The 22,303-nt window shown below is 72.2% G+C and carries 15 protein-coding genes and 1 pseudogene; 5 read left to right on the top strand and 11 right to left on the bottom strand.

The window, feature by feature from the left end:
- Positions 1-112: 112 nt before the first annotated feature.
- A pseudogene (locus DVA86_RS02190) lies at positions 113-1,436 on the bottom strand (L-lactate MFS transporter); the annotation flags it as partial.
- Between the two features lie 247 nt (positions 1,437-1,683).
- Between DVA86_RS02190 and DVA86_RS02185 the strand changes: the two are divergent.
- The gene (locus DVA86_RS02185; protein ID WP_208875294.1) at positions 1,684-2,361 is read left to right on the top strand and encodes a GntR family transcriptional regulator; all 678 of its coding nucleotides are present in this window, start codon (positions 1,684-1,686) and stop codon (positions 2,359-2,361) included.
- 100 nt (positions 2,362-2,461) lie between these two features.
- On the opposite strand, the gene DVA86_RS02180 is transcribed toward DVA86_RS02185, so the two are convergent.
- The 4 genes from DVA86_RS02180 to DVA86_RS02165 all read right to left on the bottom strand — a co-directional run bounded on the left by DVA86_RS02180 (position 2,462) and on the right by DVA86_RS02165 (position 9,124).
- Positions 2,462-3,847, bottom strand: a complete 1,386-nt coding sequence (locus tag DVA86_RS02180; RefSeq protein WP_208875292.1) for an OFA family MFS transporter — start codon at positions 3,845-3,847, stop codon at positions 2,462-2,464.
- 147 nt (positions 3,848-3,994) lie between these two features.
- Entirely contained in the window at positions 3,995-6,142 is a 2,148-nt protein-coding gene (locus DVA86_RS02175) for an acetate--CoA ligase family protein (protein WP_208875290.1), read from the bottom strand.
- Positions 6,143-6,145: 3 nt separating this feature from the next.
- Positions 6,146-7,348 carry a formyl-CoA transferase gene (frc, locus tag DVA86_RS02170; RefSeq protein ID WP_245997521.1) on the bottom strand — a complete coding sequence of 401 codons (1,203 nt, stop codon included), beginning with the start codon at positions 7,346-7,348 and terminating at the stop codon, positions 6,146-6,148.
- An 81-nt stretch (positions 7,349-7,429) separates the two neighbouring features.
- Positions 7,430-9,124: a thiamine pyrophosphate-binding protein gene (locus DVA86_RS02165; RefSeq protein WP_208875281.1), complete on the bottom strand. Its 1,695-nt coding sequence runs from the start codon at positions 9,122-9,124 to the stop codon at positions 7,430-7,432.
- A 144-nt stretch (positions 9,125-9,268) separates the two neighbouring features.
- On the opposite strand from DVA86_RS02165, the gene sucC reads away from it, so the two are divergent.
- From sucC to DVA86_RS02150, 3 genes are all read left to right on the top strand, one after another.
- On the top strand, positions 9,269-10,489 hold the full coding sequence (gene sucC, locus DVA86_RS02160; protein ID WP_208875280.1) for an ADP-forming succinate--CoA ligase subunit beta: 1,221 nt from the start codon (positions 9,269-9,271) through the stop codon (positions 10,487-10,489).
- A gap of 26 nt (positions 10,490-10,515) precedes the next feature.
- Complete coding sequence (gene sucD, locus DVA86_RS02155; protein WP_208875279.1) at positions 10,516-11,391, top strand: succinate--CoA ligase subunit alpha; 876 nt, start codon at positions 10,516-10,518, stop codon at positions 11,389-11,391.
- A gap of 149 nt (positions 11,392-11,540) precedes the next feature.
- On the top strand, positions 11,541-13,118 hold the full coding sequence (locus DVA86_RS02150) for an aldehyde dehydrogenase family protein (RefSeq protein WP_208875276.1): 1,578 nt from the start codon (positions 11,541-11,543) through the stop codon (positions 13,116-13,118).
- A 31-nt stretch (positions 13,119-13,149) separates the two neighbouring features.
- On the opposite strand, the gene DVA86_RS02145 is transcribed toward DVA86_RS02150, so the two are convergent.
- The 3 genes from DVA86_RS02145 to DVA86_RS02135 form a co-directional block, all read right to left on the bottom strand.
- Positions 13,150-14,403, bottom strand: coding sequence for an aminotransferase class V-fold PLP-dependent enzyme (locus DVA86_RS02145; RefSeq protein ID WP_208875274.1), 1,254 nt, complete (start codon positions 14,401-14,403; stop codon positions 13,150-13,152).
- Between the two features lie 72 nt (positions 14,404-14,475).
- The gene (locus DVA86_RS02140) at positions 14,476-14,730 is read right to left on the bottom strand and encodes a DUF397 domain-containing protein (RefSeq protein ID WP_208875273.1); all 255 of its coding nucleotides are present in this window, start codon (positions 14,728-14,730) and stop codon (positions 14,476-14,478) included.
- Positions 14,727-15,599, bottom strand: coding sequence for a helix-turn-helix domain-containing protein (locus DVA86_RS02135; RefSeq protein ID WP_208875271.1), 873 nt, complete (start codon positions 15,597-15,599; stop codon positions 14,727-14,729). The genes DVA86_RS02140 and DVA86_RS02135 overlap by 4 nt, the downstream gene beginning before the upstream one ends.
- 185 nt (positions 15,600-15,784) lie before the next feature.
- Here DVA86_RS02135 and DVA86_RS02130 point away from each other — a divergent pair, with 185 nt between their 5' ends.
- Complete coding sequence (locus DVA86_RS02130) at positions 15,785-16,282, top strand: ATP-binding protein (RefSeq protein WP_208875269.1); 498 nt, start codon at positions 15,785-15,787, stop codon at positions 16,280-16,282.
- 172 nt (positions 16,283-16,454) lie between these two features.
- Here the strand turns inward: DVA86_RS02130 and DVA86_RS02125 are convergent, their stop codons facing one another.
- From DVA86_RS02125 to DVA86_RS02115, 3 genes are all read right to left on the bottom strand, one after another.
- Positions 16,455-17,072 carry a hypothetical protein gene (locus tag DVA86_RS02125; RefSeq protein WP_208875267.1) on the bottom strand — a complete coding sequence of 206 codons (618 nt, stop codon included), beginning with the start codon at positions 17,070-17,072 and terminating at the stop codon, positions 16,455-16,457.
- 258 nt (positions 17,073-17,330) lie between these two features.
- Positions 17,331-18,608 carry an erythromycin esterase family protein gene (locus DVA86_RS02120; protein ID WP_208875265.1) on the bottom strand — a complete coding sequence of 426 codons (1,278 nt, stop codon included), beginning with the start codon at positions 18,606-18,608 and terminating at the stop codon, positions 17,331-17,333.
- 362 nt (positions 18,609-18,970) lie between these two features.
- Positions 18,971-22,297 carry a DUF2961 domain-containing protein gene (locus DVA86_RS02115; RefSeq protein ID WP_208875264.1) on the bottom strand — a complete coding sequence of 1,109 codons (3,327 nt, stop codon included), beginning with the start codon at positions 22,295-22,297 and terminating at the stop codon, positions 18,971-18,973.
- Positions 22,298-22,303: the final 6 nt, after the last annotated feature.

Raw genomic sequence — 22,303 nt, 5'->3', positions numbered from 1 at the left:
GTGCTGTCCTGTGCGGTGTCGTTCTCGGGCTCCGGCTCGTTCTCGGGCTCCGGCTCGTTCTCGGGCTCCGGCTCGTTCTCGGGTTCCGGCTCGGGCTCCGGCTCGGGCTCCGCCTCTGGTTCGTGGTACCGCGGATGTACGGGCCGCACCAGCTCGTTGGCGACGAAGCCGACGGCCAGTAGTCCGATCATGATGCCGAGCGAGAGCCCGTACAGCCCAGGCCCGCTGCGCCCGGCCTCCTCCTGGGAGTCGGCCACCCTGTTGACGATCAGCGGCCCGAGGACCCCGGCCGTCGACCAGGCCGTGAGCAGCCGCCCGTGGATGGCGCCCACCTGGTACGTGCCGAACAGGTCCTTGAGGTACGCGGGAACGGTCGCGAACCCGCCGCCGTAGAACGACAGGATCACCAGCGCGCACGCGATGAACAGCGGCTTGGACGCGTCTCCGAGCTGCGCGATGGCGAGGTACATCAGCGCGCCGGCGCCGAGGTACACGCGGTACATGTTCTTGCGCCCGATGAGGTCCGAGGTCGACGACCACAGGATGCGTCCCGCCATGTTGGCGAGCGACAGCAGCGCGACGAAGCCCGCGGCGGCGGAGGCGCTGACGGGCGTGTCCGTGCCGGAGAAGAAGTCGGTGATCATCGGCGCCGCCTTCTCCAGGATGCCGATGCCCGCCGTGACGTTCATGCACAGCACCACCCACAGGCACCAGAACTGCGGCGTGCGCACGGCGTTGCGCGCGGACACCTGCGCCGTGGAGATCAGCGCGCGCGGCTTGCGCTCCAGCACCTCGGCGGGTGGCCGCCAGCCCTCGGGCGGCACGCGTACGAGCAGCACGCCGAGGCTCATGAACACCGCGTACGTCAGTCCGTGGACGAGGAACGCCGCGGCGATGCCGCCGCTGTCCGTGCCGAACGTCTCCAGCATCTGCGCCGACCAGGGCGAGGCGATCAGCGCCCCGCCGCCGAAGCCCATGATGGCGATGCCGGTCGCCATGCCCGGCCGGTCAGGGAACCACTTGATCAGGGTCGAGACGGGCGAGATGTAGCCGATGCCGAGTCCGATACCGCCGACGAAGCCGTAGCCGAAGACCACCAGCCAGTACTGCTCGGTGAAGGCGCCGAGCGCGGCGAGCAGGAAGCCGGACGAGAAGCAGAGCAGCGACACGGCCATCGCCCAGCGCGGACCGCGCCGTTCCACGAGGGTGCCGCCGAACGCCGCGGACAGCCCGAGCATCACGATGCCCAGCTGGAACGGGAGCGCGCTCTGCGTGCCCGACAGGTCGAGCGCCGACTCCAGCGGCGGCTTGAACACGCTCCACGCGTACGCCTGGCCGATCGAGAGGTGTACGGACAGCGCCGCGGGCGGCACCAGCCACCGGCTCCAGCCGGGCGGGGCGACACTGCGGGAGCGGGCGAGTATCCCTGGCGTCATGGTCACGAACCCTAGGCAGCCCCGGCGGCCAACGGGAATACGCTGTACCGGATTTCGTCGACGGTATACAGCGGGCGTCGCGCGTAAGGGAATTGGCGGCGGACGAACTGTGAAGGAAGTCACCTGCCCTGCACGAATACTTCGCGCTGCATTTCGTAGACTGTAGACGATAACCGGGCACCACCGATGCGCGAACCACGCTGAACCCGCACCACCGAGGATGACCGTGCCGTCGAGAGGGTCACAGATGCTGTCCGCAGGGCTGCCACAGGGCGCTGTTCCCAAGCTGGAGCGGCCGGGTCCGCTGCGCGAGAGGGTCTACGAGGCACTGCTGGAACTGATCACGACGCGGGCGCTGCGGCCCGGCCAGCACCTGGTCGAGAGCGAGTTGGCGCAGCATCTGGGCGTCTCTCGGCAGCCGGTGCGCGAGGCGCTGCAGCGGCTGAACACCGACGGCTGGGTCGATCTGCGCCCCGCGCAGGGCGCGTTCGTGCACGAGCCGACCGAGGAGGACGCCGACCAGCTGCTGAGCGTCCGCACCCTCCTCGAGGCCGAGGCGGCACGGCTCGCCGCCGCCAACGCCGACAAGGCGGGGATCAGAGCGCTGGAGAAGCTCTGTGCCGAGGGCGAGGCGGCGGTCGCCGCGGAGGACATCGAGACCGTCGTGGAGACGAACACCAAGTTCCACGCGAAGGTCATGGACCTCGCGGGGAACGCGGTGCTGGCCGAGCTGGCGGCGCATGTCGGCCGCCGCGTGCGGTGGTACTACACGCCGATCGCGCGGCAGCGCGGCGCGCAGTCCTGGATCGAGCACCGGGCGCTGATCGCGGCGATCACTGCGCGGGACGAGGACGAGGCGACGCGGATCATGCGCGAGCACACGGAGCACACCCGCCGCGAGTACCACGAGCGCGAGTCCGACTGACGCCGCACGGGCGTGGTCCGTACGGGCGCCCCTGCGCCGGGCTCTCCAGGGGCGGCCTGTACGCCGGGCCGCCCCTGGGGAGCGGGCGGCCCGGACGCCGTCACATCGCCTCGCGGCTGATCGGGTACGGGTTGGGCTCGATGTCCTTGTTCCGCGGACGGCCCGGCGGGTGCAGGAACAACGCCATGAACCCGGCGAACAGCGAGATGCAGCCCGCGAGCGTGAAGGCACCGGAGTGCCCCCAGGCGCCGACGACCACGGAGCCCATGCCCGCGCCGAGTCCGGAGACGAGCTTGGAGCTGTAGATCATCCCGTAGTTGGTGGCGTTGTTGTTCTCGCCGAAGTAGTCCACCGTCATCGCCGCGAACATCGGGAAGATGGCGCCGCCGCCGAAGCCCGAGATCGCGGAGAAGACCAGGAACAGCGGCAGGCTCTCGATCCCGGCGGACCAGATGATGCCGAACTGGGCGAGGCCCAGGATGACGCAGACGTAGATCAGGCACTGCTTGCGGCCGTAGCGGTCGGAGAGCCAGCCGATGACGCCGCGCCCGGTGCCGTTCACGATCGCCTTGAACGACATCGCGGTGGCCACGATCCCGGCGGAGAAGCCCGCCTCCTTGCCGATGTCGACCTGGAAGGCGATGCCGAAGATGTTCACCCCGGACGTACACGCCAGGCAGAACCACATCAGTGCCACCCGGCCGGTCTTCAACGCCTCCATGGGGCTGTACTGCTTGACGGCCGGCGGGTTCTTCTCCAGCGAGCGGCGGGCCCGCGGGTCGTCCGGCGGGTTCAGCGGGTCGATCGAGGCCGGCCACCAGTTCTTCGGCGGGTCCTTGAAGTAGAAGCCCGCCACAGCCACCACGGCCGCGAGGAAGACGCCCACGGAGACCAGCACCCAGCGGAAGTTGCCGACGTCCATGTACCCGGTGAAGATGAAGACGAACGGGACCGAGCCGTAGGCGAAGCCGCCGTTGACGAAGCCCGTCTTGCCGCCCTTACGCTCCGGGTACCACTTGCCCACCATGTTGACGCAGGTGGCGTACACCATGCCGGCGCCCATGCCGCTGAACATGCCGAAGCCGAGGTAGGCGAAGACGACGTGCGGCGCGTAGGCCAGCGACAGATAGCCCAGCAGCGTGCCCAGCGAGCCGAGCATCATCGCCCAGCGCGCCGGCAGCTTGCCGCTCTCCCGCAGCCGGCCCGCGGGGAAGGCCACCGCGGCCTGGAAGAAGATCCAGACGGTCATCATCCAGAAGATGTGGCCGCTGTTCCAGTGGTGTGCGTTGTGCAGGGTGTCCTCGGCGGAGGCGAACGCGTACTCCGCCGAGGAGATCCCCATCATGCCGATCCAGGGCAGGATCACCATCCACTTGCGTGGCCGGCCCATGATGTCGATGTCGGTCTCACCGAGCCGGTAGACCCGCCCGTTGCGGTCGGTCACCTCCCGGTAGGGAGCCGCCGATGGAGCTTCGGTTGTAGTCATGCGGTGCACCCCTTGCTTCGAAAGAGTCTGGTCAGCGCCCCCTGTCCGGACCTTTTGCGGGTGGTGCGTGCTGCATGTGGTGCGTGTGCCGCGTGCGGTGCGTGTACGTGCCGTGCGCGGCAGCGTGCTGCGTACCGCGGAGTACGGCTAGAGCAGCCCCGCCGCCCGTGCCCAGCGGTACTTCGCGCCGAGCGCCGCGACCGGCTTCTCGGTCGTGTACGGGTACGCGACGACGCCGCGCTCGAAGAGGTAAGCGCACGCCTCCTCGACCTCCGTGTCGCCTGCGAGCGACGCCACGACGGGCTTCTCTATGCCGCGCTCCCGCGCCTCCGCCACCACGCGCGCGGTGAGTTCGGCGAAGACCATCGGCGGGGTGACGATCGTGTGCCAGTAGCCCAGCACCAGCGCGTGGATGCGCGGGTCCTCCAGGCCGAGCCGGATCGTCGCCTCGTACGTGCTCGGCGGCTCGCCGCCGGTGATGTCGACCGGATTGCCCGCGGCCCCGAACGGCGGGATGTAGCGCCGGAAGGCCGCGTCAAGATCCGCCGGAATCTCCATCAGGGACAGGCCGTTGTCGACGATCGCGTCCGACAGCAGCACACCCGAGCCGCCCGCGCCCGTGATGATCACGACGTTGTCGCCCCGCGGAGCGGGCAGCACGGGCAGCGCCCGCGCGTACTCCAGCATCTCGTTCAGACCCGGGGCGCGGATGACCCCGGCCTGCCGCAGTACGTCGTCGTACACCGCGTCGTCCCCGGCGAGCGCGCCCGTGTGTGAACCGGCGGCCTTCGCGCCCGCGCTCGTACGGCCCGCCTTGAGGACCACGACCGGCTTCCTGGGCACGGTCTCGCGCGCCGCCGCCACGAACGCCCGGCCGTCCTTGAGGTCTTCGAGGTGCATGGCGATGCACGTGGTGTGCGGGTCGTCGGCGAAGTACGTGAGGAGGTCGTCCTCGTCGATGTCCGACTTGTTGCCGAGCCCGACGATGGCCGAGACGCCGGTCTTCGTGGTCCGCGCGAAGCCGAGGATGGCCATGCCGATGCCGCCGGACTGAGAGGTCAGCGCCACTCCGCCCTTGACGTCGTAGGGGGTGCAGAAGGTGGCGCACAGGTCGTACCACGTGGAGTAGTAGCCGTAGATGTTCGGCCCGAGCAGCCGCACACCGTGCCGCCCGGCGATCTCCACGATCTCGTCCTGGAGGGCGTGTTCGCCGGTCTCGGCGAAGCCGGACGGGATCAGCACCGCGTTCGGTATGCCCTTCCGGCCCACCTCCTCCAGCGCCGCCGCCACGAACTTGGCGGGGATCGCGAAGACCGCCACGTCCACGTCGCCGGGCACGTCCCGCACGGAGGCGTACGCCTTCCGCCCGAGGATGTCGTCGGCCTTCGGGTTCACCGGGTGGATCTCACCCGGGAAGCCGCCGTCGACGAGGTTCCGCATCACCGAATTGCCGATCTTGCCCTGCTCGTTGGAGGCCCCGATCACCGCGACCGACCGCGGCTGCATCAGCCGGCGCATCGCGGTGCCGATCTCCGTACGGGACCACTGCCGGCGCGGCGCCGGCTGCTCCCCGGCCAGCAGGACGCGGATGTCGGCGGCCACCACGCCGCCGGCGGAGGCGAAGACGGGGTTGAGGTCGACCTCCGCGATCTCCGGGAAGTCGTGCGCGAGCCGCGAGACCGAGACGATCAGCCCGGCCAGCGCCGTACGGTCCACGGCGTCGCCGCCGCGCACCCCCTTCAGCACCTCGGCCGCGCGGATGCCGTCGAGCATCGACAGCGCGTCCTCCTCGGACGCCGGGGCGAGCCGGAAGGTCACGTCCTTCAGCACCTCGACCAGGACGCCGCCCAGCCCGAACGCGACGACCTTGCCGAAGGTGGGGTCGGTGACGGTGCCGACCAGCACCTCCTGCCCGGGCTCCGCCATCCGCTGGACCTGCACGCCGTCGACGCGGGCGTCAGGTGCGTACGTACGGGCGTTGCCGACGATCGCGACGAACGCCTCCCGTACGGCCGCGGCCGAGGACAGCCCCACCCGTACGCCGCCCGCGTCGGTCTTGTGCAGGATGTCCGGCGACACGATCTTCATGGCGACGGGGAAGCCGATCCGGTCGGCCAGCGCCACCGCGCCGTCCGCCGACTCGGCCAGGCCCTCCTCGGGCACGGGGATGCCGTACGCGTCGGCGATCCGCTTGCCCTCGGGCGCGGTCAGCACGGTACGGCCCTCGGCGCGGGCGGCGGCCAGCACTTCACGTACGGCCGTGAGGTCGGGGGAGTTGCCGTTCTCTCCGGTCATCGTTCAGATCACTCCGTCCGTCTTGAGCAGCCGTACTTCCTCGTCGCCGAGCCCGAGTTCGCCGACGTACACCTCCTCGTTGTGCTCGCCGAGCAGCGGCGAGGCGGTGACATCCACGGGGGAGTCGGAGAGCTTCATGGGGGAGCCGACGGTGGTGAAGCTGCCGCGCTCGGGGTGGTCGACCTCGACCACCATCCCGTTCGCCGCCAGCGAGGCGTCCTCGATGATCTCCCTGGTGGAGAGGATCGGGCCGCAGGGGATGTCGTGCGCGTTGAGCGCCTCCAGGACCTCCCACTTGGGGAGCGTCGCGGACCACTCCTCGATGAGCTGGAACATCTTGCCGAGCTTCGGCAGCCGCGCCTCGGGCGTGTTCCAGTCGGGGTCGTCGGCCAGTTCGGGGCGGCCGATCAGCCGGGTCAGCGGGGCCCAGCCGACAGGCTGCACGATGACGTACACGTAGTCGTTGGGGCCGCCGGGCGCGCACTTGACCGCCCAGCCGGGCTGGCCGCCGCCGGAGGCGTTGCCGGAGCGGGGCACCTCGTTCGCGAAGGCCGTGTCCGCGCCGTTTGGGTACTCCGCCAGCGCCCCGTGCGCCAGCCGCTGCTGGTCGCGGAGCTTGACGCGGCACAGGTTCAGCACGGCGTGCTGCATGGCGACGTTCACGCGCTGGCCGCGGCCCGTGCGTTCGCGCTGGTAGAGCGCGGCGAGGATGCCGGCGACCGTGTGCACGCCGGTGCCCGAGTCGCCGATCTGCGCGCCGGTCGCGAGCGGCGGCCCGTCCTCGAAGCCCGTGGTCGACATGGACCCGCCCATCGCCTGGGCGACCACCTCGTACGCCTTGAACCTGGTGTACGGGCCCTCGCCGAAGCCCTTGATGGAGGCGTAGACGAGCCGCGGGTTGATCTCCCGTATGCGCTCCCACGTGAAGCCCATCCGGTCCACGGCGCCGGGCCCGAAGTTCTCCACGAGCACGTCGCTGCGCCGGATCAGCTCGGTGAGCAGCTCCTTCCCGCGCTCTGTCTTGGTGTTGAGGGTGATGCTCCGCTTGTTGCAGTTGAGCATCGTGAAGTACAGCGAGTCGACGTCGGGGAGGTCGCGCAGCTGCCGGCGCGTGATGTCGCCGGCCGGCGCCTCCAGCTTCACGACGTCGGCGCCGAGCCAGGCCAGCAGCTGGGTCGCCGAGGGCCCGGACTGCACGTGGGTCATGTCGAGGACGCGTACGTCCTGAAGTGCCCTGACGGTGCTGCTGCGGTCGGACGTGCTGGTGCGTTCGGACACCGGTTCACCTCACTTGTACATCGTCTGGTTCATGGTTCCTGGGGCGTACGCGTCCGGGTCGATCCAGACGTTGACCAGCGACGGCTTGCCGGACTCGCGGGCGCGCTCCAGCGCCGGGCGGATCTGCCCCGGCTCGCGCACCTCCTCGCCGTGGCCGCCGAGCATCCGCGCGAACTCGTCGTACGGCACGTCCCCGAGCGTGTTGCCGAGCCGCTCGCGCTCCTCGCCGTACTTGGCCTTCTGGCCGTAACGGATCTGGTTCATCGAGGAGTTGTTGCCGACGATCCCGACGAACGGCAGGTCGTAGCGGACGAGCGTCTCGAAGTCCCAGCCGGTGAGCGAGAACGCGCCGTCCCCGAAGAGCGTCACGACCTCCTTGTCGGGCCGCGCCTGCTTCGCCGCCAGCACGAACGGCACCCCGACGCCGAGCGTCCCGAGCGGCCCCGGGTCCATCCAGTGGCCCGGCGAACGGGGCTGGACGACCTGCCCGGAGAAGGTGACGATGTCGCCGCCGTCGCCGATGTAGATCGAGTCCTCGGTCAGGAAGTCGTTGATCTCGCTGACCAGCCGGTACGGGTGGATGGGCGACGCGTCCGAACGCAGCTGCGGCAGCCGCTTCTCCGCCGCCGCGTGCTCCGCCGTGCGCAGCTCCTCGAGCCACGCGGCGCGCTTGTCGGAGCCGCCGTTCAGCCGCCCGGAGGCGGCCTGCGTGACGGCGGCCAGCACCAGGTCGGCGGAGCCGACGATGCCGAGGTCGATGTCGCGGTTCTTGCCCACGGTGCGGTAGTCCAGGTCGATCTGCACCACGGTCGCGTCGGCGGACAGCCGCTTGCCGTAGCCCATCCGGAAGTCGAAGGGCGTGCCGACGATGATGATGAGGTCCGCCTTGTTGAACGCGTACCGGCGGGACAGCTGGAAGTGGTGCGGATCGCCGGGCGGCAGCGTGCCGCGGCCCGCGCCGTTCATGTACGCGGGCACGTTGAGCGTGCGTACGAGCTCCGCCGCCGCGTCGGTCGCGCGGCACGTCCACGTCTGGCTGCCGAGCAGGATGGCGGGCCGTTCCGCCCGTACGAGCAGGTCCGCGAGCTGCTCCACGGCCTCCGGGTCGCCCGCGGCGCGGGTGGAGGCGCGGTAGTGGCCGGGCGCGGGGAGCCGCGCGTCGGCGCGCGGCACCTTGGCGTCCAGGACGTCGCGCGGGATCTCCAGGAACGAGGGCCCAGGCGCGCCGTGGAAGCACTCGCGGAACGCCATGGACACCATGTCGGCGGCGCGCGCCGTGTGCGGCACGGAGGCCGCGAACTTGGTGATCGGCGTCATCATGTCGACGTGCGGCAGGTCCTGGAGTGAGCCCATCTTGTGCTGGCTGTGCGCCCCCTGGCCGCCGATGAGCAGCATCGGGCTCTCGGCGCGGAAGGCGTTGGCGACGCCGGTGACGGCGTCGGTGGTGCCGGGGCCGGCGGTGACCACGGCGCAGCCGGGCCGACCGGTGAGGCGGGCGTAGCCGTCAGCGGCGTGCGCGGCGACCTGTTCGTGGCGGACGTCGACGACCTCGATGCCCTCGTCGGCGCAGCCGTCGTAGATGTCGATGATGTGGCCGCCGCAGAGCGTGTAAATGACGTCCACGCCCTCCGCCTTGAGCGCCTTGGCGACCAGATGACCGCCGGAGATGAGGTCCTGGCTGTTGTCGTCGGGCGAGTCGGGCATGGCGCGATCGCATCCCTTCACACGGGTGGTGAGGCTGGGTCAGAGCAGATTGCATACAGTCGACGAATACTGTATGAACCTTGTTATCCCGCATCACGCCACCGATGTCCAGGGGGCGTGCAGCGATCGTCCTGAGGAGTGCGGATGGATCTGTACGAGCACCAGGCGAGGGAAATCTTCGAGAGCTACGGGGTGTTGGTGCCGGCCGCGGAAGTCGCCGGCACCTCGCGCGCCGCCCGCGACGCCGCACGCCGGCTCGACGCCGACGGGCGCGGCGTGGTGGTCAAGGCGCAGGTGAAGACAGGCGGTCGGGGCAAGGCGGGCGGGGTCAAACGGGCGGCCGACGCGGCCGCCGCCGAACTGATCGCGCGCCAGATGCTCGGCATGGACATCAAGGGCCACACGGTGCGCTCGGTGATGCTCGCCCAACCCGTCGAGGTGGAGCGCGAGTTCTACGTGAGCTACGTGCTGGACCGCACTGACGGCCGTTTCCTCGCCATCGCCTCGGCCCGGGGCGGCATGGAGATCGAGGAGGTGGCCGCCGCCGACCCGCGGGCCGTCGCCCGTGTCCATGTCGACCCGGCCGCCGGGGTCGACGAGGAGACCGCCCGCCGCATCGCCGACGCCGCCGGACTGCCCGCCGGCACCGCGCCCGTACTGCGGCGGCTGTGGGCCGTACTGGAGGGCGAGGACGCGCTGCTCGTCGAGGTCAACCCGCTGGTCCGCACGGCCGACGGGCGTTTCCTCGCCCTCGACGGCAAGGTCACGCTCGACGACAACGCCCGCTTCCGGCAGGCCCGCTGGGGCGGGGAGGACGGCTGGTCCTCGACGGAGCACCGTACGCCGCAGGAGGCCGAGGCGGCGGCGAAGGGCCTGAACTACGTCAAGCTGGACGGCGAGGTCGGCGTCATCGGCAACGGCGCCGGACTCGTCATGTCCACCCTCGACGTCGTCGCGGGCTGCGGCGCGCGCCCCGCCAACTTCCTCGACATCGGGGGCGGCGCGTCCGCCGCCGTGATGGCGGACGGCCTCTCCGTCGTCCTGGGCGACCCGGACGTACGGTCCGTGCTCGTCAACGTCTTCGGCGGCATCACCGCCTGCGACGCCGTCGCCGAGGGGATCGCCCTCGCGCTCGACCGCGTACGGCTCACCAAGCCCCTGGTCGTACGGCTCGACGGGAACAACGCCGAACGGGGCCGCGAGATCCTGCGCGAGCACGCCCACCCGCTGCTGGAGCAGCAGACCACGATGGACGGCGCCGCGGAGCGCGCGGCACGCCTGGCCGGAGGCGGGGCCGCGCGGCCGCCGGACTCGGCCGCCGCCGAGTCCGCCGCCGAGTCCACCGCCACGGCCACGGCCGTCTGAGGCCGGACGGGAGACGGGAGTTCACCATGGCGATATTCCTGACCGCGGAGAGCAAGGTGGTCGTCCAGGGCATGACCGGCGCGGAGGGCCTCAGGCACACCCGCCGGATGATCGCGGCGGGCACCGCCGTCGTCGGCGGCGTCAACCCGCGCAAGGCGGGCCGTGACATCGACGTGGACGGGCGCTCCGTGCCCGTGTTCGGCACGGTGCGCGAGGCGCGCGAGACCACCGGTGCCGACGTGTCGGTGGTGTTCGTGCCACCGCGGTTCGCGCGGGGCGCGGTGGAGGAGGCGGCGGACGCGGGGACACCGCTCGTCGTCGTCATCACCGAGGGCATCCCCGTACACGACGCCGTGGCCCTGCGCGCGTACGCACGCGAGCGCGGCACCCGCGTCATCGGCCCCAACTGCCCGGGGCTGATCAGCCCGGGGCAGTCCGTCGCCGGCATCATCCCCGCCGACATCGCACCGGCCGCGGGGCGCATCGGCCTCGTGTCCAAGTCGGGCACGCTCACGTACCAGCTGATGTACGAGCTGCGCGACACCGGCTTCTCCTCAGCCGTCGGCATCGGCGGCGACCCGGTCGTCGGCACCAGCCACATCGACTGCCTCGCGGCCTTCGAGGCCGACCCCGACACCGGACTTATCGTCATGATCGGCGAGATCGGGGGAGACGCGGAGGAGCGCGCGGCCGAGTACATCGCGGCCGAGGTCAGCAAGCCCGTCATCGGCTACGTCGCCGGGTTCACCGCACCCGAGGGCAAGACCATGGGCCACGCCGGCGCCATCGTCTCCGGCTCCGCCGGCACCGCCGCCGCCAAGCGCGAAGCGCTCGAGGCGGCGGGTGTACGGGTGGGGGCGACGCCGACGGAAACGGCCCGGCTCGTACGGGAGTCGGCCTGACGGGCCGTCCGTACGACCGGCCGTCCCTGCGTCTGACCGTCCGTACGACCGGCCGGCCGTACGCACGCGGCACCCGCCGCGCCGACCCCGCGAGACACGCAGCGCCCCGAGACACGTCCCGATCGGCTCACGAGAGCGGAGAGACACCCATGGCACAACCGAACGGCGCGCCCGCCGCCAGCGGCGGACTCGCCCTCAAACCCGGCACCGCCTGGTCCGACGCGTGGCGGCGCTGCCTCGCCCGCGCGCCCGAAGCCTTCGCCGAGGACCGGGTGCTGAACCTCTGGAACGGCACCTGGCACCGCGACGGCGCCCCCTCACCCGCCGTCAGCCCCGTGGACGGCGGCCCGGTCGCCGGCCCGCCCCGGCTGGACGCGGACGCGGCGCGGCACGCCGTACGGGCCGCGCTCGACCAGCACCGCGGCTGGCGGCACGTACCGCTCGAGGAGCGCCGGGCCCGGGTGGCCGCCGCGCTCGATGCCCTGGCCGAACACCGGCAGCTGCTCGCCCTGCTGCTGGTGTGGGAGATCGGCAAGCCGTGGAAGCTGGCACAGGCGGACGTGGACCGGGCCATCGACGGAGTGCGCTGGTACGCGGACCACGCCGAGCGGATGACGGAGGGCCGCGCGCCGCTGGACGGCCCGGTCTCCAACATCGCCAGCTGGAACTACCCGATGAGCGTCCTCGTCCACGCCATGCTCGTACAGGCGCTGGCCGGGAACGCGGTGATCGCCAAGGCCCCGACCGAGGGCGGCGTGTCCTGTCTGACCCTGGCGAGCGCCCTGTGCGTACGGGAAGGGCTGCCGCTCACGCTGGTCAGCGGCAGCGGCGCCGAACTGTCCGGGGTGCTGGTGCGGTCGGCGGAGGTCGGCTGCGTGTCGTTCGTCGGCGGCCGCGACACCGGCGCGCGGGTGGCCACGGCGGTGGCCGACGTCGGCAAGCGGCACATCCTGGAGCAGGAAGGGCTGAACTGCTGGGGCGTGTGGGAGTACACCGACTGGCCGACGCTGACCCCGCTGATCCGCAGGACCTTCGACTACGCCAAGCAGCGCTGCACCGCCTACCCCCGCTTCGTGGTGCAGCGCACGGCCTTCGCGGAGTTCCTGGCCGCGTACCTGCCCGCCGTACGCTCCCTGCGCTACGGCCACCCGCTGGCCGTCGCCGCCCCCGAAGACCCGCTGCCCGAGCTGGACTTCGGGCCGCTGATCCACGCCGCCAAGGCACGCGAGCTCGCCGGCCTGGCCGCCGAGGCCGTCGACCGGGGCGCCGTGCCGCTGCACCGCGGCAGCCTCGCCGACGGGCACTTCCTGCCCGGGCAGGACACCTCCGCGTACCTCCCGCCGGTCACCCTGCTCGGCCCGCCCGCCTCGTCGCCGCTGCACCACGCGGAGCCGTTCGGGCCGGTGGACACCCTCGTGCTGGTCGACACCGAGGCGGAACTGCTGGCCGCCATGAACGCCAGCAACGGCGCCCTCGTCGCCACCCTCTCCACCGACGACCGCGCCACCTTCGACCGGCTGGCCCCGCAGATCAGGGCGTTCAAGACGGGGCACGGCACGCCCCGTTCCCGCGGCGACCGCGACGAGCTGTTCGGCGGCTACGGGCACTCCTGGCGCGGCGCGTTCGTCGGCGGCGACCTCCTCGTACACGCCGTCACCCAGGGGCCGCCCGGCGAACGGCTCCCCGGCAACTTCCCGGACTACCAGCTCCACCCGGCGGCGGCCTGACCGCGGGGAACGGGAGCACCCGCGGGCGGCGTCACGGCGCGGGCGCGTGCAGGGCGGCGAGCACGCGGTCCACGTCGGCGGCGGTGTGGAACAGGTGCAGGGACACCCGCAGGGCGCCCTCGCGGAACGCGGTGTCGACACCGGCGGCGGTCAGCTGCCGGTGCCGGGCCTCCGTGGCGGCAGTGGCTTCCGTACGGGCGGCGCTGCCCGTACGGGTCGTGCCTTCCGCACCGTCCGCGTTGTCCGCGGCCGCCCGGTCGTCCGCCCTGTCGCGCAGCACGACGAGGGTGGAGCGGCCCGCGCCCCCGGCCGGGCTGACGAGCCGGTACCGGTCGCGGTCCAGGCCCGCGACGAACCGGCCGACCAGCGCTTGGTCCCAGGCGGCCACCTCGTCCACGCCGGCTGCCAGGAGCAGCCGCAGGGACGCCGTCCAGGGCAGCACGTTCAGGAAGTCCGCCGGGCAGAACACGTCGAACGCGCGGACCCCCAGGTCGTCCCGGAGCACGGTGTCGCGCATCCGGTCCAGGCCGCCGTGCCCGTACCGCATCGCCAGCCAGTACGCGTGCTGCGGTGTCAGCCGCTCCAGCAGGTCCGGACGCAACCAGCTGAAGCCCGTACCGTACGGGCCGCACAGCCACTTGTAGCCGCAGGACACCACCGCGTCCACGGGGGTGCGGGAGACATCGAGCGGGCGGGCGCCCAGCGCCTGCGACGTGTTGACGACGAGGAGGACGCCGGAGCGGCGGCAGACCGCGCCCAGCGCGTCCAGGTCGAGCGCACGGCCCGTGAAGGAGTCCACCCACGTGACGGCGGCGACCCGCGTACGCGGCGTGATGGCCGCCTCCAGTTCGGCGGCGGTCAGCAGGCCGCCGGCCGGGCGCAGCGCGGTGGTGCGGACGCCGTACGGGGCGAGGCGCCGCCAGGGCAGCACGGTGGCGGGGTAGTCCCCGGCGAGCACGAGCACCTCGTCACCGTCCTGCCAGCGCAGGCCGTTCGCGATGAGGTGCATCCCGTGCGAGGTGCTGTCGCCCAGCGCGATCTGCTCCGGCGAGCCGCCCACCAGCTCGGCGAGCAGCGCCCGCAGCTCTTCGGGGACCTGCCGGAAGTCCTCGTCGGCGATGCGGTGCGGCACGGCCTTGAGCGCGACGGCGTGCCGTGACGCCTCGACCGCGGAACGCGGCAGCGGGCCCTGGTGCGCGGTGTTGCACCAGACCCGGCCCTCGAAGGGCCCGAACTCGGCCGCCGCCGCGGCGATGCCGGGCGGTGCGGTGTCAGGGTCGGTCATGCCGACCAGTATCGGCGTGCGGCGGCGTTCGCGGCGTCCGCGGCGGAGTCCGCGGGGGCGGCGTCCGGCGGCTCAGCGCAGGTGCGTGAGGAACGCGGTCCACGCGTCGCGGCCGAACCCCAGCACCGGCCCCTCGGGGCGCGCGCTGTCCCGCACGGGCACCACACCGGGCACGCCGTCCGCGACCTCGACGCAGTTGCCCTGCCCGCCGCTGTGGCTGCTGGTGCGCCAGGCCGCGCCCGGCGCGTACGGCACGCCCGGCGTGTACGGCGCGCGCGCCGCCGGGGCCGGGTGGTCCGGCGGTACGGAGCGGTGGTCACGGGTCATGGTCGGAACTCCTTCGCGATGCGGCGGATCAGCGCGACCGATTCGGTCGGCGGCAGCGCATCGGTGCGTGCGTCGTCGAAGAGCGTGCGGTAGTAGGCGACTTCGTGCTCGCGCTCCACCCAGATGTTGCCGGACGGCGTCTCCGTCAGAACCAGGTCGAGTGAGGGAACCCGGGGGAAACCCAGCACCACGTACGGGCCGAACATACCGCTGTGCGCGCCGCGTGAGAACGGCAGCACCTGGACGTACACGTTCGGCAGCGCCGCCTTGTCCGCGAGGTGCTCGAGCTGCGCGCGCATCACCGCCGGTCCGCCCACGTGCTGCCGGAGAACGCCCTCCGCGAGCACGACCCGCAGCTCCAGCGGCTCCTCGCCGACGAGCCGTTCCTGGCGGCCGAGCCGCACCCGTACGAACTGGTCCACCTCGTCCGGCGTCTCCCAGGCCCGCGAGGCGACGGTCACCGCGCGGGCGTACTCCGCCGTCTGCAGCAGGCCCGGCACGAGCTGCACCTCGTACGTCCGCACGCGGTCGCAGATGGCCTCCAGTTCGATCTGGTCGCGGTACGAGTCGGCGAGCACGGAGCCGTACCGGTGCCACCAGCCGTCGCGGCGGCGCCGGTTCGCGCGCTTGGCCAGGGCGGCGAGGCGGTCGAGCACGCCGCGGTCATCGACCTGGTACGCGTGCATGAGCGCGTTCAAGTCGGGGGTGCGGACCGGCACATGGCCGTTCTCGAGGCGGCTGATCTTCCCCTTGGTGCAGTCGAGTACGTCCGCGGCCTCCGCCATGGAAACGCCCGCTGCCTCACGGAACCTCTTGAGCTCATCTCCCAGCTGTCGGCCCAGCACGGTGGACGGTTTCACAGAAGGCATGGGGAACTCCCTATCAGGCGCCGCGGCGGCAGAAGCCCCGGACGACCCGAAAGAGTGAACCGCGCCGACGGAGCATCGTGCAACGTTGCTTCGATGCATATCCTGCGGAGGCTGGATGCGGCGTGCGGCTCAACTCGCCCCGCATCGGGGGGAATTCGAATCCGTCGCGATAGCCAGGGGTCGTCATGGCCGTGCAGCGTGAGCAGCCCGTCACGTACGAGATCACTCACAGCTTCCCCCGAAGCCGTACCAGCGTGCCCAGGGCGCGATCGTTGCTCAACGCGGCACTCGACGACTGGGGCGTCGGCCGCACCGCCTGCGAGACGGCCGAGCTGGTGCTGTCCGAGCTGGTGACCAACGCCGTTCGGGTGCCCGTTCCGTGGGACCGGGAGGTGGACGTGCGCATCGCGCGCCTGGCGGAGCGGGGGCAGGCGGAGCAGCAGGAGCAGGAGCAGGAGCAGGGCCGGGAGCGGGGGTTACTGCGGCTGGAGGTCAGCGACGCCGGGGACGGCAAGCCGGAGGTGCGTATGCCCGGTGACGACGAGACGAACGGCCGCGGCCTGCTGCTGGTCGAGGCGCTGTCCCGCAGCTGGGGCGTGTACAGCCGCGCGTGCGGCACCGGAAAGACCGTGTGGGCGGAGCTGGAGGCACCGGGCTGCCGCACGCCGGAGGCGCCGGGTTGAACGGCACCGTACGGAGCGCTGTTCGGTGGCGGCGCGGGACCGCCGGAAGGAACGCGCAGGCGTACCGAACGCGTACGGGAGCGCGTACGGCCGGGGCCGGCCCGTGCGGTCGGCCCCGGCCGTACGACCGGTGCTGTGTGTCACTCGTCGGGTTACGTGTTCCAGTGCCGGCTCACTTGATCCAGTTCGCGGCCCGCGCGGTCTCCCACGCCCGGACCTCGGCCCGGTCGGCGATGATGTTCAGGCGCACGTCCACCCCGTCGGCCCGGCTGGCGCGTGCCGCGGCGTCCCACGCCTGGCGGGCGGCCTGACGGGCGGTCAGGTCGGCGCCGTCGTAGCCGCGGTCGTTCGTCGGGGCGAAGACGACGAAGCCGCCCGGGCCCATCGCGGGCGTGGCGGAGCCGCTGAGCGTCGCCGCCTCCTGGGAGGAGCGGAACGCGTAGCCTGCCGCCCGCTTGACGTCCTGTGTGGAGTTGGCCTTCTCGGCGTAGTCGGTGGCCAGGTTCGGGGCCTTGCGGCTCCACTCCTTGGCGACCGCGCCGGGCGCGTTGCCCAGGACGGCCTGGGCGCGCTCGGCGGCACGGGCCGCGCGCTTGCCGTGGCACTCGGCGAGTGCCTGCGTGTTCTTGAACGACCACACCTGCTCGTTGATCTCCGCGCAGGTGGCGGTCTGCCCGGCGGGCGCCGGCGCGACGGCCTGTGCGGACCCGGCCGCCACCGTGCCCAGCGCCAGTCCGGAAACGGTCAGTGCGGCCACCGCCACGCCGCGGTACTTGCCAGTTCTTCGCATCTCTTCCTCGTTCCTCAGGGGTGATGTCAACGGCCTCTGCACGGCCGGCGCTCGGATCTTCGGACCGCCGCCGCGGCGACACCAAGGAGCAGCGCCGCCGGGTCGTCCGAACGGCCGCCGACAGCCCCACCGACGGCCGACCGCGGGCGACGCGGTCGGCCGACGGCCGGTCGGGCGCCGGGCACCGGAAGGCCCCCTCGCCCGACCGGCGTAAGCGGTCAGGCGCTCAGCCCTGAGCCGTCAAAGCGTCAACCACCGTCAACTGCCGCCGTGGACGCTCTCCGTGAACGACGTCGTGACCGTGGGGCTGCACAGCACCCCGTCGAACGCCTCCCCGACGGGAGTCGGCATCTCGGCGCTCTGCGAGCGGATGCTGTCCAGCCCGGTGGGCGGACCCTGCCGCAGGCTGGTGAGGGTGACGGCGCCGCCGAGGCCCGCCCCGGCGAGCGCGGCTTCGACGCTCCCGGGCGTGGGCTCGCCGAGGCGCTCCTCGACGACCTCGAAGCCCGCCTCGTGCTCCGGGTCCGGGTGCATCTCCGGAACGTGGTCCGCGGTGTGGGTCAGGGCGAGCGCGCGGTAGCCGTCGCCCAGGGCGCGGTGCAGGTAGTGGCCCATGGGCAGGGCGATCAGTTCGCCGCCGAACGACACGGGCGTCTTCTGGATGTGGTTGTTGTGTGCGTCCAGGACGACGCGGGTGCCCGGCGCGGCACGGTCGAGGTGCCAGTGCAGCGACTGGGCCATGTACGCCTCCCGTACGGAGGTGTCGCCCGGTGCGCCCTCGCCCGCGAACAGGTCCCGCATCGCGCCGAACATGTAGTCCGTGTGCGCGGCCGCTTCCAGATGCCGCAGCGCGGTGTCGTACGCCGCCTGGTCGCTCCGCTCGACGTAGAGCGGCGCCAGGGCGCGGAAGCGCAGCAGCAGCCGCGCCAACGACGCGGTCAGCGCGTCCTGTTCGGCCGCCGTCAGCCGCGCCCAGCGCGGGGCGGCCACCGCGCCGGAGCTTCCGGTGACCCCGTCGGCGACGGCGAGCGCGCTGTCGACACGGGCGACCGCCGCGGGATCGACCTCCCGGAGGTAGCCGGCCAGCGGCTCCAGTGCCGGGCGGAGTTCGCCGGCGGCCGTGGGGAGGTCGACGCCGACGAAGCGCAGGGGGTGCCCGCTGGTGCGGTTGTGCCGACGGAGCCGGCGGACCAGTTCGCCGTTCACCCCGGCGTACGGGGTGCCGCCGAGCGCCGCGAGACCGGCCTCGTCGGCCTCGTCGCCGTCGCGGCCGTCGTCGCTGAGCCAGCGGTCCAGGGCGAAGGCCTCCGCGAACCCGAACTCGAAGGCGAGGACGGTGAATCCGCAGCGCTCCGCGAGGAACCGCAGCACCCGCAGCCGGGCGTGCGTGAACTCGCGTACGAAGTGGGCGCCCTCGCCCACGGCCACGACTCGGGCGTCGCCGACGAGGTCGCGCAGCGGTTCGAGGTCGTCCAGGGGTGCGTCGGGGTCGAGGCCGCTCAGGGCGCTGCTGTGGGCGCGGAACCAGTCATGCATGCTCGTTCGCTCGATTCTCGGTGGGGAGACGGTGTGAGAGTGACCGGGGAGAGGGTGCGGAAGCGTGCCGACAGGCCGCGGCGGATCGGGCGGCGGGGTTCTGCGACCACACGTCACCCGGCCGGAGGAGGGTTCACTCCGGCCGTCGTCCGCACCTCATCGAGAGGAGCGCGTCAGAGGAAGAGACTGCCTGGCGCCATGCGGACGAGCGTAACACCGCCTGGCCTGCGCCGACTTGGCAGCCGGGGACCCGGAGCAACGTGCCCCGTACGGGCGCGGAGCACGACGGCGGCGGGACGCGGACGCCGTTACGCCCGCACCCCGCCGCCGCGTTGGTGCCCGTGTTCCTGATGCTCCTCCGCTCAGCCGGTACGGGTCGTACGGATCGCGTCGAGCCCGGCCAGATAGCCGGTCGCGTCCGCGTCCTTGCCCGTCACGGTCAGCGTGAGCCGGTGCTTGCCCTTTGCCAGCTTCCGGTTGCCCAGGTCGACCCAGTCCGTCTTGCCCACCTTCGGGTCGTACCCGCGGAACGCGTCACCGAGGGCCTCGCCGTCCACCCCGAACGCCGCGTTGCCGTAGTCCGGCGCCTTGGTGAGCACGGTGGCCAAGTCGTACGTGCCGTCCCGCGGCACGCTGAACTCGACCGTGACCTGCTGGTCCGCCTTGGTGGCGCGGAACCACAGCTGCGCGTCGCCGGACCAGACCACGCCGCAGCAGTTGGCCTGCGCCTCCACCGGAGCGTCCGCGCTGACCGGCGGCAGCAGGTCCTCCGCCTCGTGCACGAGCGCGTTCCCGCTGGTGCCCGAGGCCACGGCGGACGCCTTGCCCTTGTGCCCGGCCGCGTCGACGGCCCGCACGCGGTAGTGCCACTTCTCCTCCAGACCCAGTCCGCTGTGGCGGAACGCCAGGTGCCGGGTCTCGCCGAGCAGCGTGCGGGAGTTCACCGGCACGGACGGGTCCTTCGAGGCGTACACCTCGTAGGCTGCCGCGCCCACGTCGTCCCGCGCGGGCGACCACTGCACGTCGACGGCGTTGGTTCCGTCGCCTGCCGCGCGCACGCCGCCGACCTGCTCCGGCGCGGCGCCGTCGGCGAACGGCGGCACGTGCGACGCCACGTCGTAGCGTGCGGCGCTCCAGGCGGGGGAGCCGTCCTCCGGGGTGAGGGTGATCTCCAGCTCCGAACGGCCCTCGGCAAGGGCCGCCGGGATCTCGAAGGTGTCCTCCAGCCAGCGGGACGTGCCGTTGCCGCGGGTGGTCGACCATACGCCCGCCGGCTTGCCGTTCACGGAGACGGCCGCGCGCTGGTAGCCCTCCTTCTGGTCGCCGAGGCGCCGCAGGCGTACGCCCGAGTTGTCGCCGTCGGCGGCGACGCGGAACGACACGGCGCCCTCGGCGGCGGTGACGCCGGAGGTGTAGCTGACGTCGTCGTCATCGCCCTCGAACGTGGAGGTGAGGGACGCCTCCGACTCGCCTTCCGCGCGGTAGCCGTGCGCCTCGCGGCTCTCCGGGTCGGTGACGTCGACGGTGTCGCTCTGGCGCGCGGCCGCGGTCTCCTGGCCGTACCAGTACGCCGTCGAGCTGTAGTCGCCCGGCTCGTTGGAGGCGGGCCCGTGCTCCATGCCGAACTTCAGCCCCGAACCGAAGCTGACGGCGTCGCCGATCTGCAGCCGGTACGTGCCGGTGCAGTCGTACTTGCAGCCGTCGCCGTCCAGCTCGTACGCGGGGTTGCCCGCGACCGGCATGGAGAAGGTGGTGCCGCCCATGAAGTACCAGCCGGACTCGTAATAGTCCTCGCTGCCCGTGCCGTACATGGCCGGGCTGAGCCCGCCGTCGACGTACACGCGCTCGTCGCCCTCCAGGTAGTTCCGCCGGTTCCCGGAGGTGATGAGGCCGCGCATGCTGTGCGTCGCGCCGTAGTAGACGCCGCGGCCGCCGGTCTCGAGGAACGACCAGTCGCGTCCGTCGGTGGTCTCCTTGCGCTTGCCCGTGGCGTGGAAGTAGCCGGAGCCGCCCTGCGGGTCGAGCCGTTCGGGCGCCGACGCGTCCGGCGCGTGCGTGACCTCGGCCGTGCCGCCCTCGATCTTCTGCACGCTGGAGTTCACCAGCTCCACGACGGCGCTCTTCGCGTACGGCATCGGCCACCACGCCGTGTACCAGCCGTCCGGGGCCGTATCCATGGAGAACATCAGCGTCCGCACGTCGTACTCGCCCAGTCCCGAGCCGAAGAACTCGCCGAGCGGTGCGTCCACCGTGCGCCTGCCGTCGAACGTGACGCGCAGCCGCGCGTCCGCCAGCAGCTCGTCGGACGCGGTCAGCTGCTTCTTCTCCTTGTCGGTCAGCGGGTAGCGGCCGTCGCGCGGCCCCTTCCACGTCTCGCCGCTGATGCGGTAGCCGTGTGACTCCTCCTCGCCGGGGCGCCCCTCGCCCAGGTCCAGCACGTCCGTACGGGTCCAGTCGCCGCCGACGCGGCTCGCGGCGTCGTACCGGAACTCGTTCACGTCCCGCTCGGAGGACACGAACTCGTGCTTGACGGTGATCCGGTCCTTGCCCTTGGTCAGCGCGGCCGGGATCTCCAGGGTCTGGTCGGCCCAGCGCCCCTCGGGCTGCGCCTCACCCGTCTTCCACTGGCCGGCCTCCTTGCCGTCGACCAGGACGCGGGAGGTCTGGCCGCCGATCACGGGGTCGTAGCGGCGGGTCAGCCGTACGCCCTCGTTGTCCGGGTCGACGGCCATCCGGAAGGTGCTGCCGCCGCCCTCGCCGAAGGCGCGTCCGTCGTCGCGGTAGCGCGGGGAGCGCAGCACCTGCGGCAGCCGCACCCGGAGCTGGGATATCTCGCCGGGGCCGCGCAGCCGGGCCAGGGTGGCGCTGCCGCCCGCGGGCACGTCCAGCTCCTTGCGGGCCGTGCCGGCGCCCTCGGCCCGCGGCTTGGGGTCCGCGGTGCCGAACGCGCGCATCGTGCGCAGCACGTCCTCCGCCTTGTCGGACGGGTCGAACCGCTCGACGCCGTCGGCGTCCGCGAAGCTGCGGTACGTCACGTGGTGGAACAGCGGGTTCTTCTCGACGGTGACCTTCATCGACTCGCGGTACGGCATCGGCACCTTGATGACCGCGCCGCCGGAGGTGTCGAAGTTGTTGCCGACCAGCGGCCAGCTGAACGGCGCGCCCTTCTTGCCGCTGACGATGTCCTGAAGGTTGCCCTCCAGCACGGTCTCGCCGTCGAGTTCGATCGTGATGTTCCCGGTGTCGCTCACGTCGCCCGGCACGTCGTTGGACAGCCGCGTGAACCAGATCGACTGGAGCTCACCTGCGCCCTCCGACTCGGCGATGACGCAGCCGTCACCGCTCTCGCGCAGGCAGGAGTACGTGCCCACGAAGCCGTCGTCGTTGCCGCCGGACCGGTCGTAGCTGGAGGACTGCCGGATCTGGCCGCCGCGCCGCAGCTGGTCCATGCCGTCCAGCTTCCGGTACGTGTCCCAGCCGACCGGCCCCTTCTCCGAGGCCACCGAGGACACTGTGGACGGCTTCCCGGCGGCGGGGGAGCCGTCGTCGCCGGAGGCGCCGGGTGCCGCCGTCGCGAGCCCCGGCAGTGTGACCAGTAAGGCGGCCGCGAGGAGCGCCGCCAGATGCTGCCGTGCGGCCCGCGGGCCCGGCCGCCGCCCTCTTCGGAACTGCCTTCTTCTCAACTGCATGTGTGA

Source organism: Streptomyces armeniacus (genome assembly GCF_003355155.1).
Taxonomy (GTDB): Bacteria; Actinomycetota; Actinomycetes; order Streptomycetales; family Streptomycetaceae; genus Streptomyces; species Streptomyces armeniacus.
Note: the sequence above shows the minus strand (reverse complement) of the source record. Positions and strands in the feature narration are given on the sequence as shown.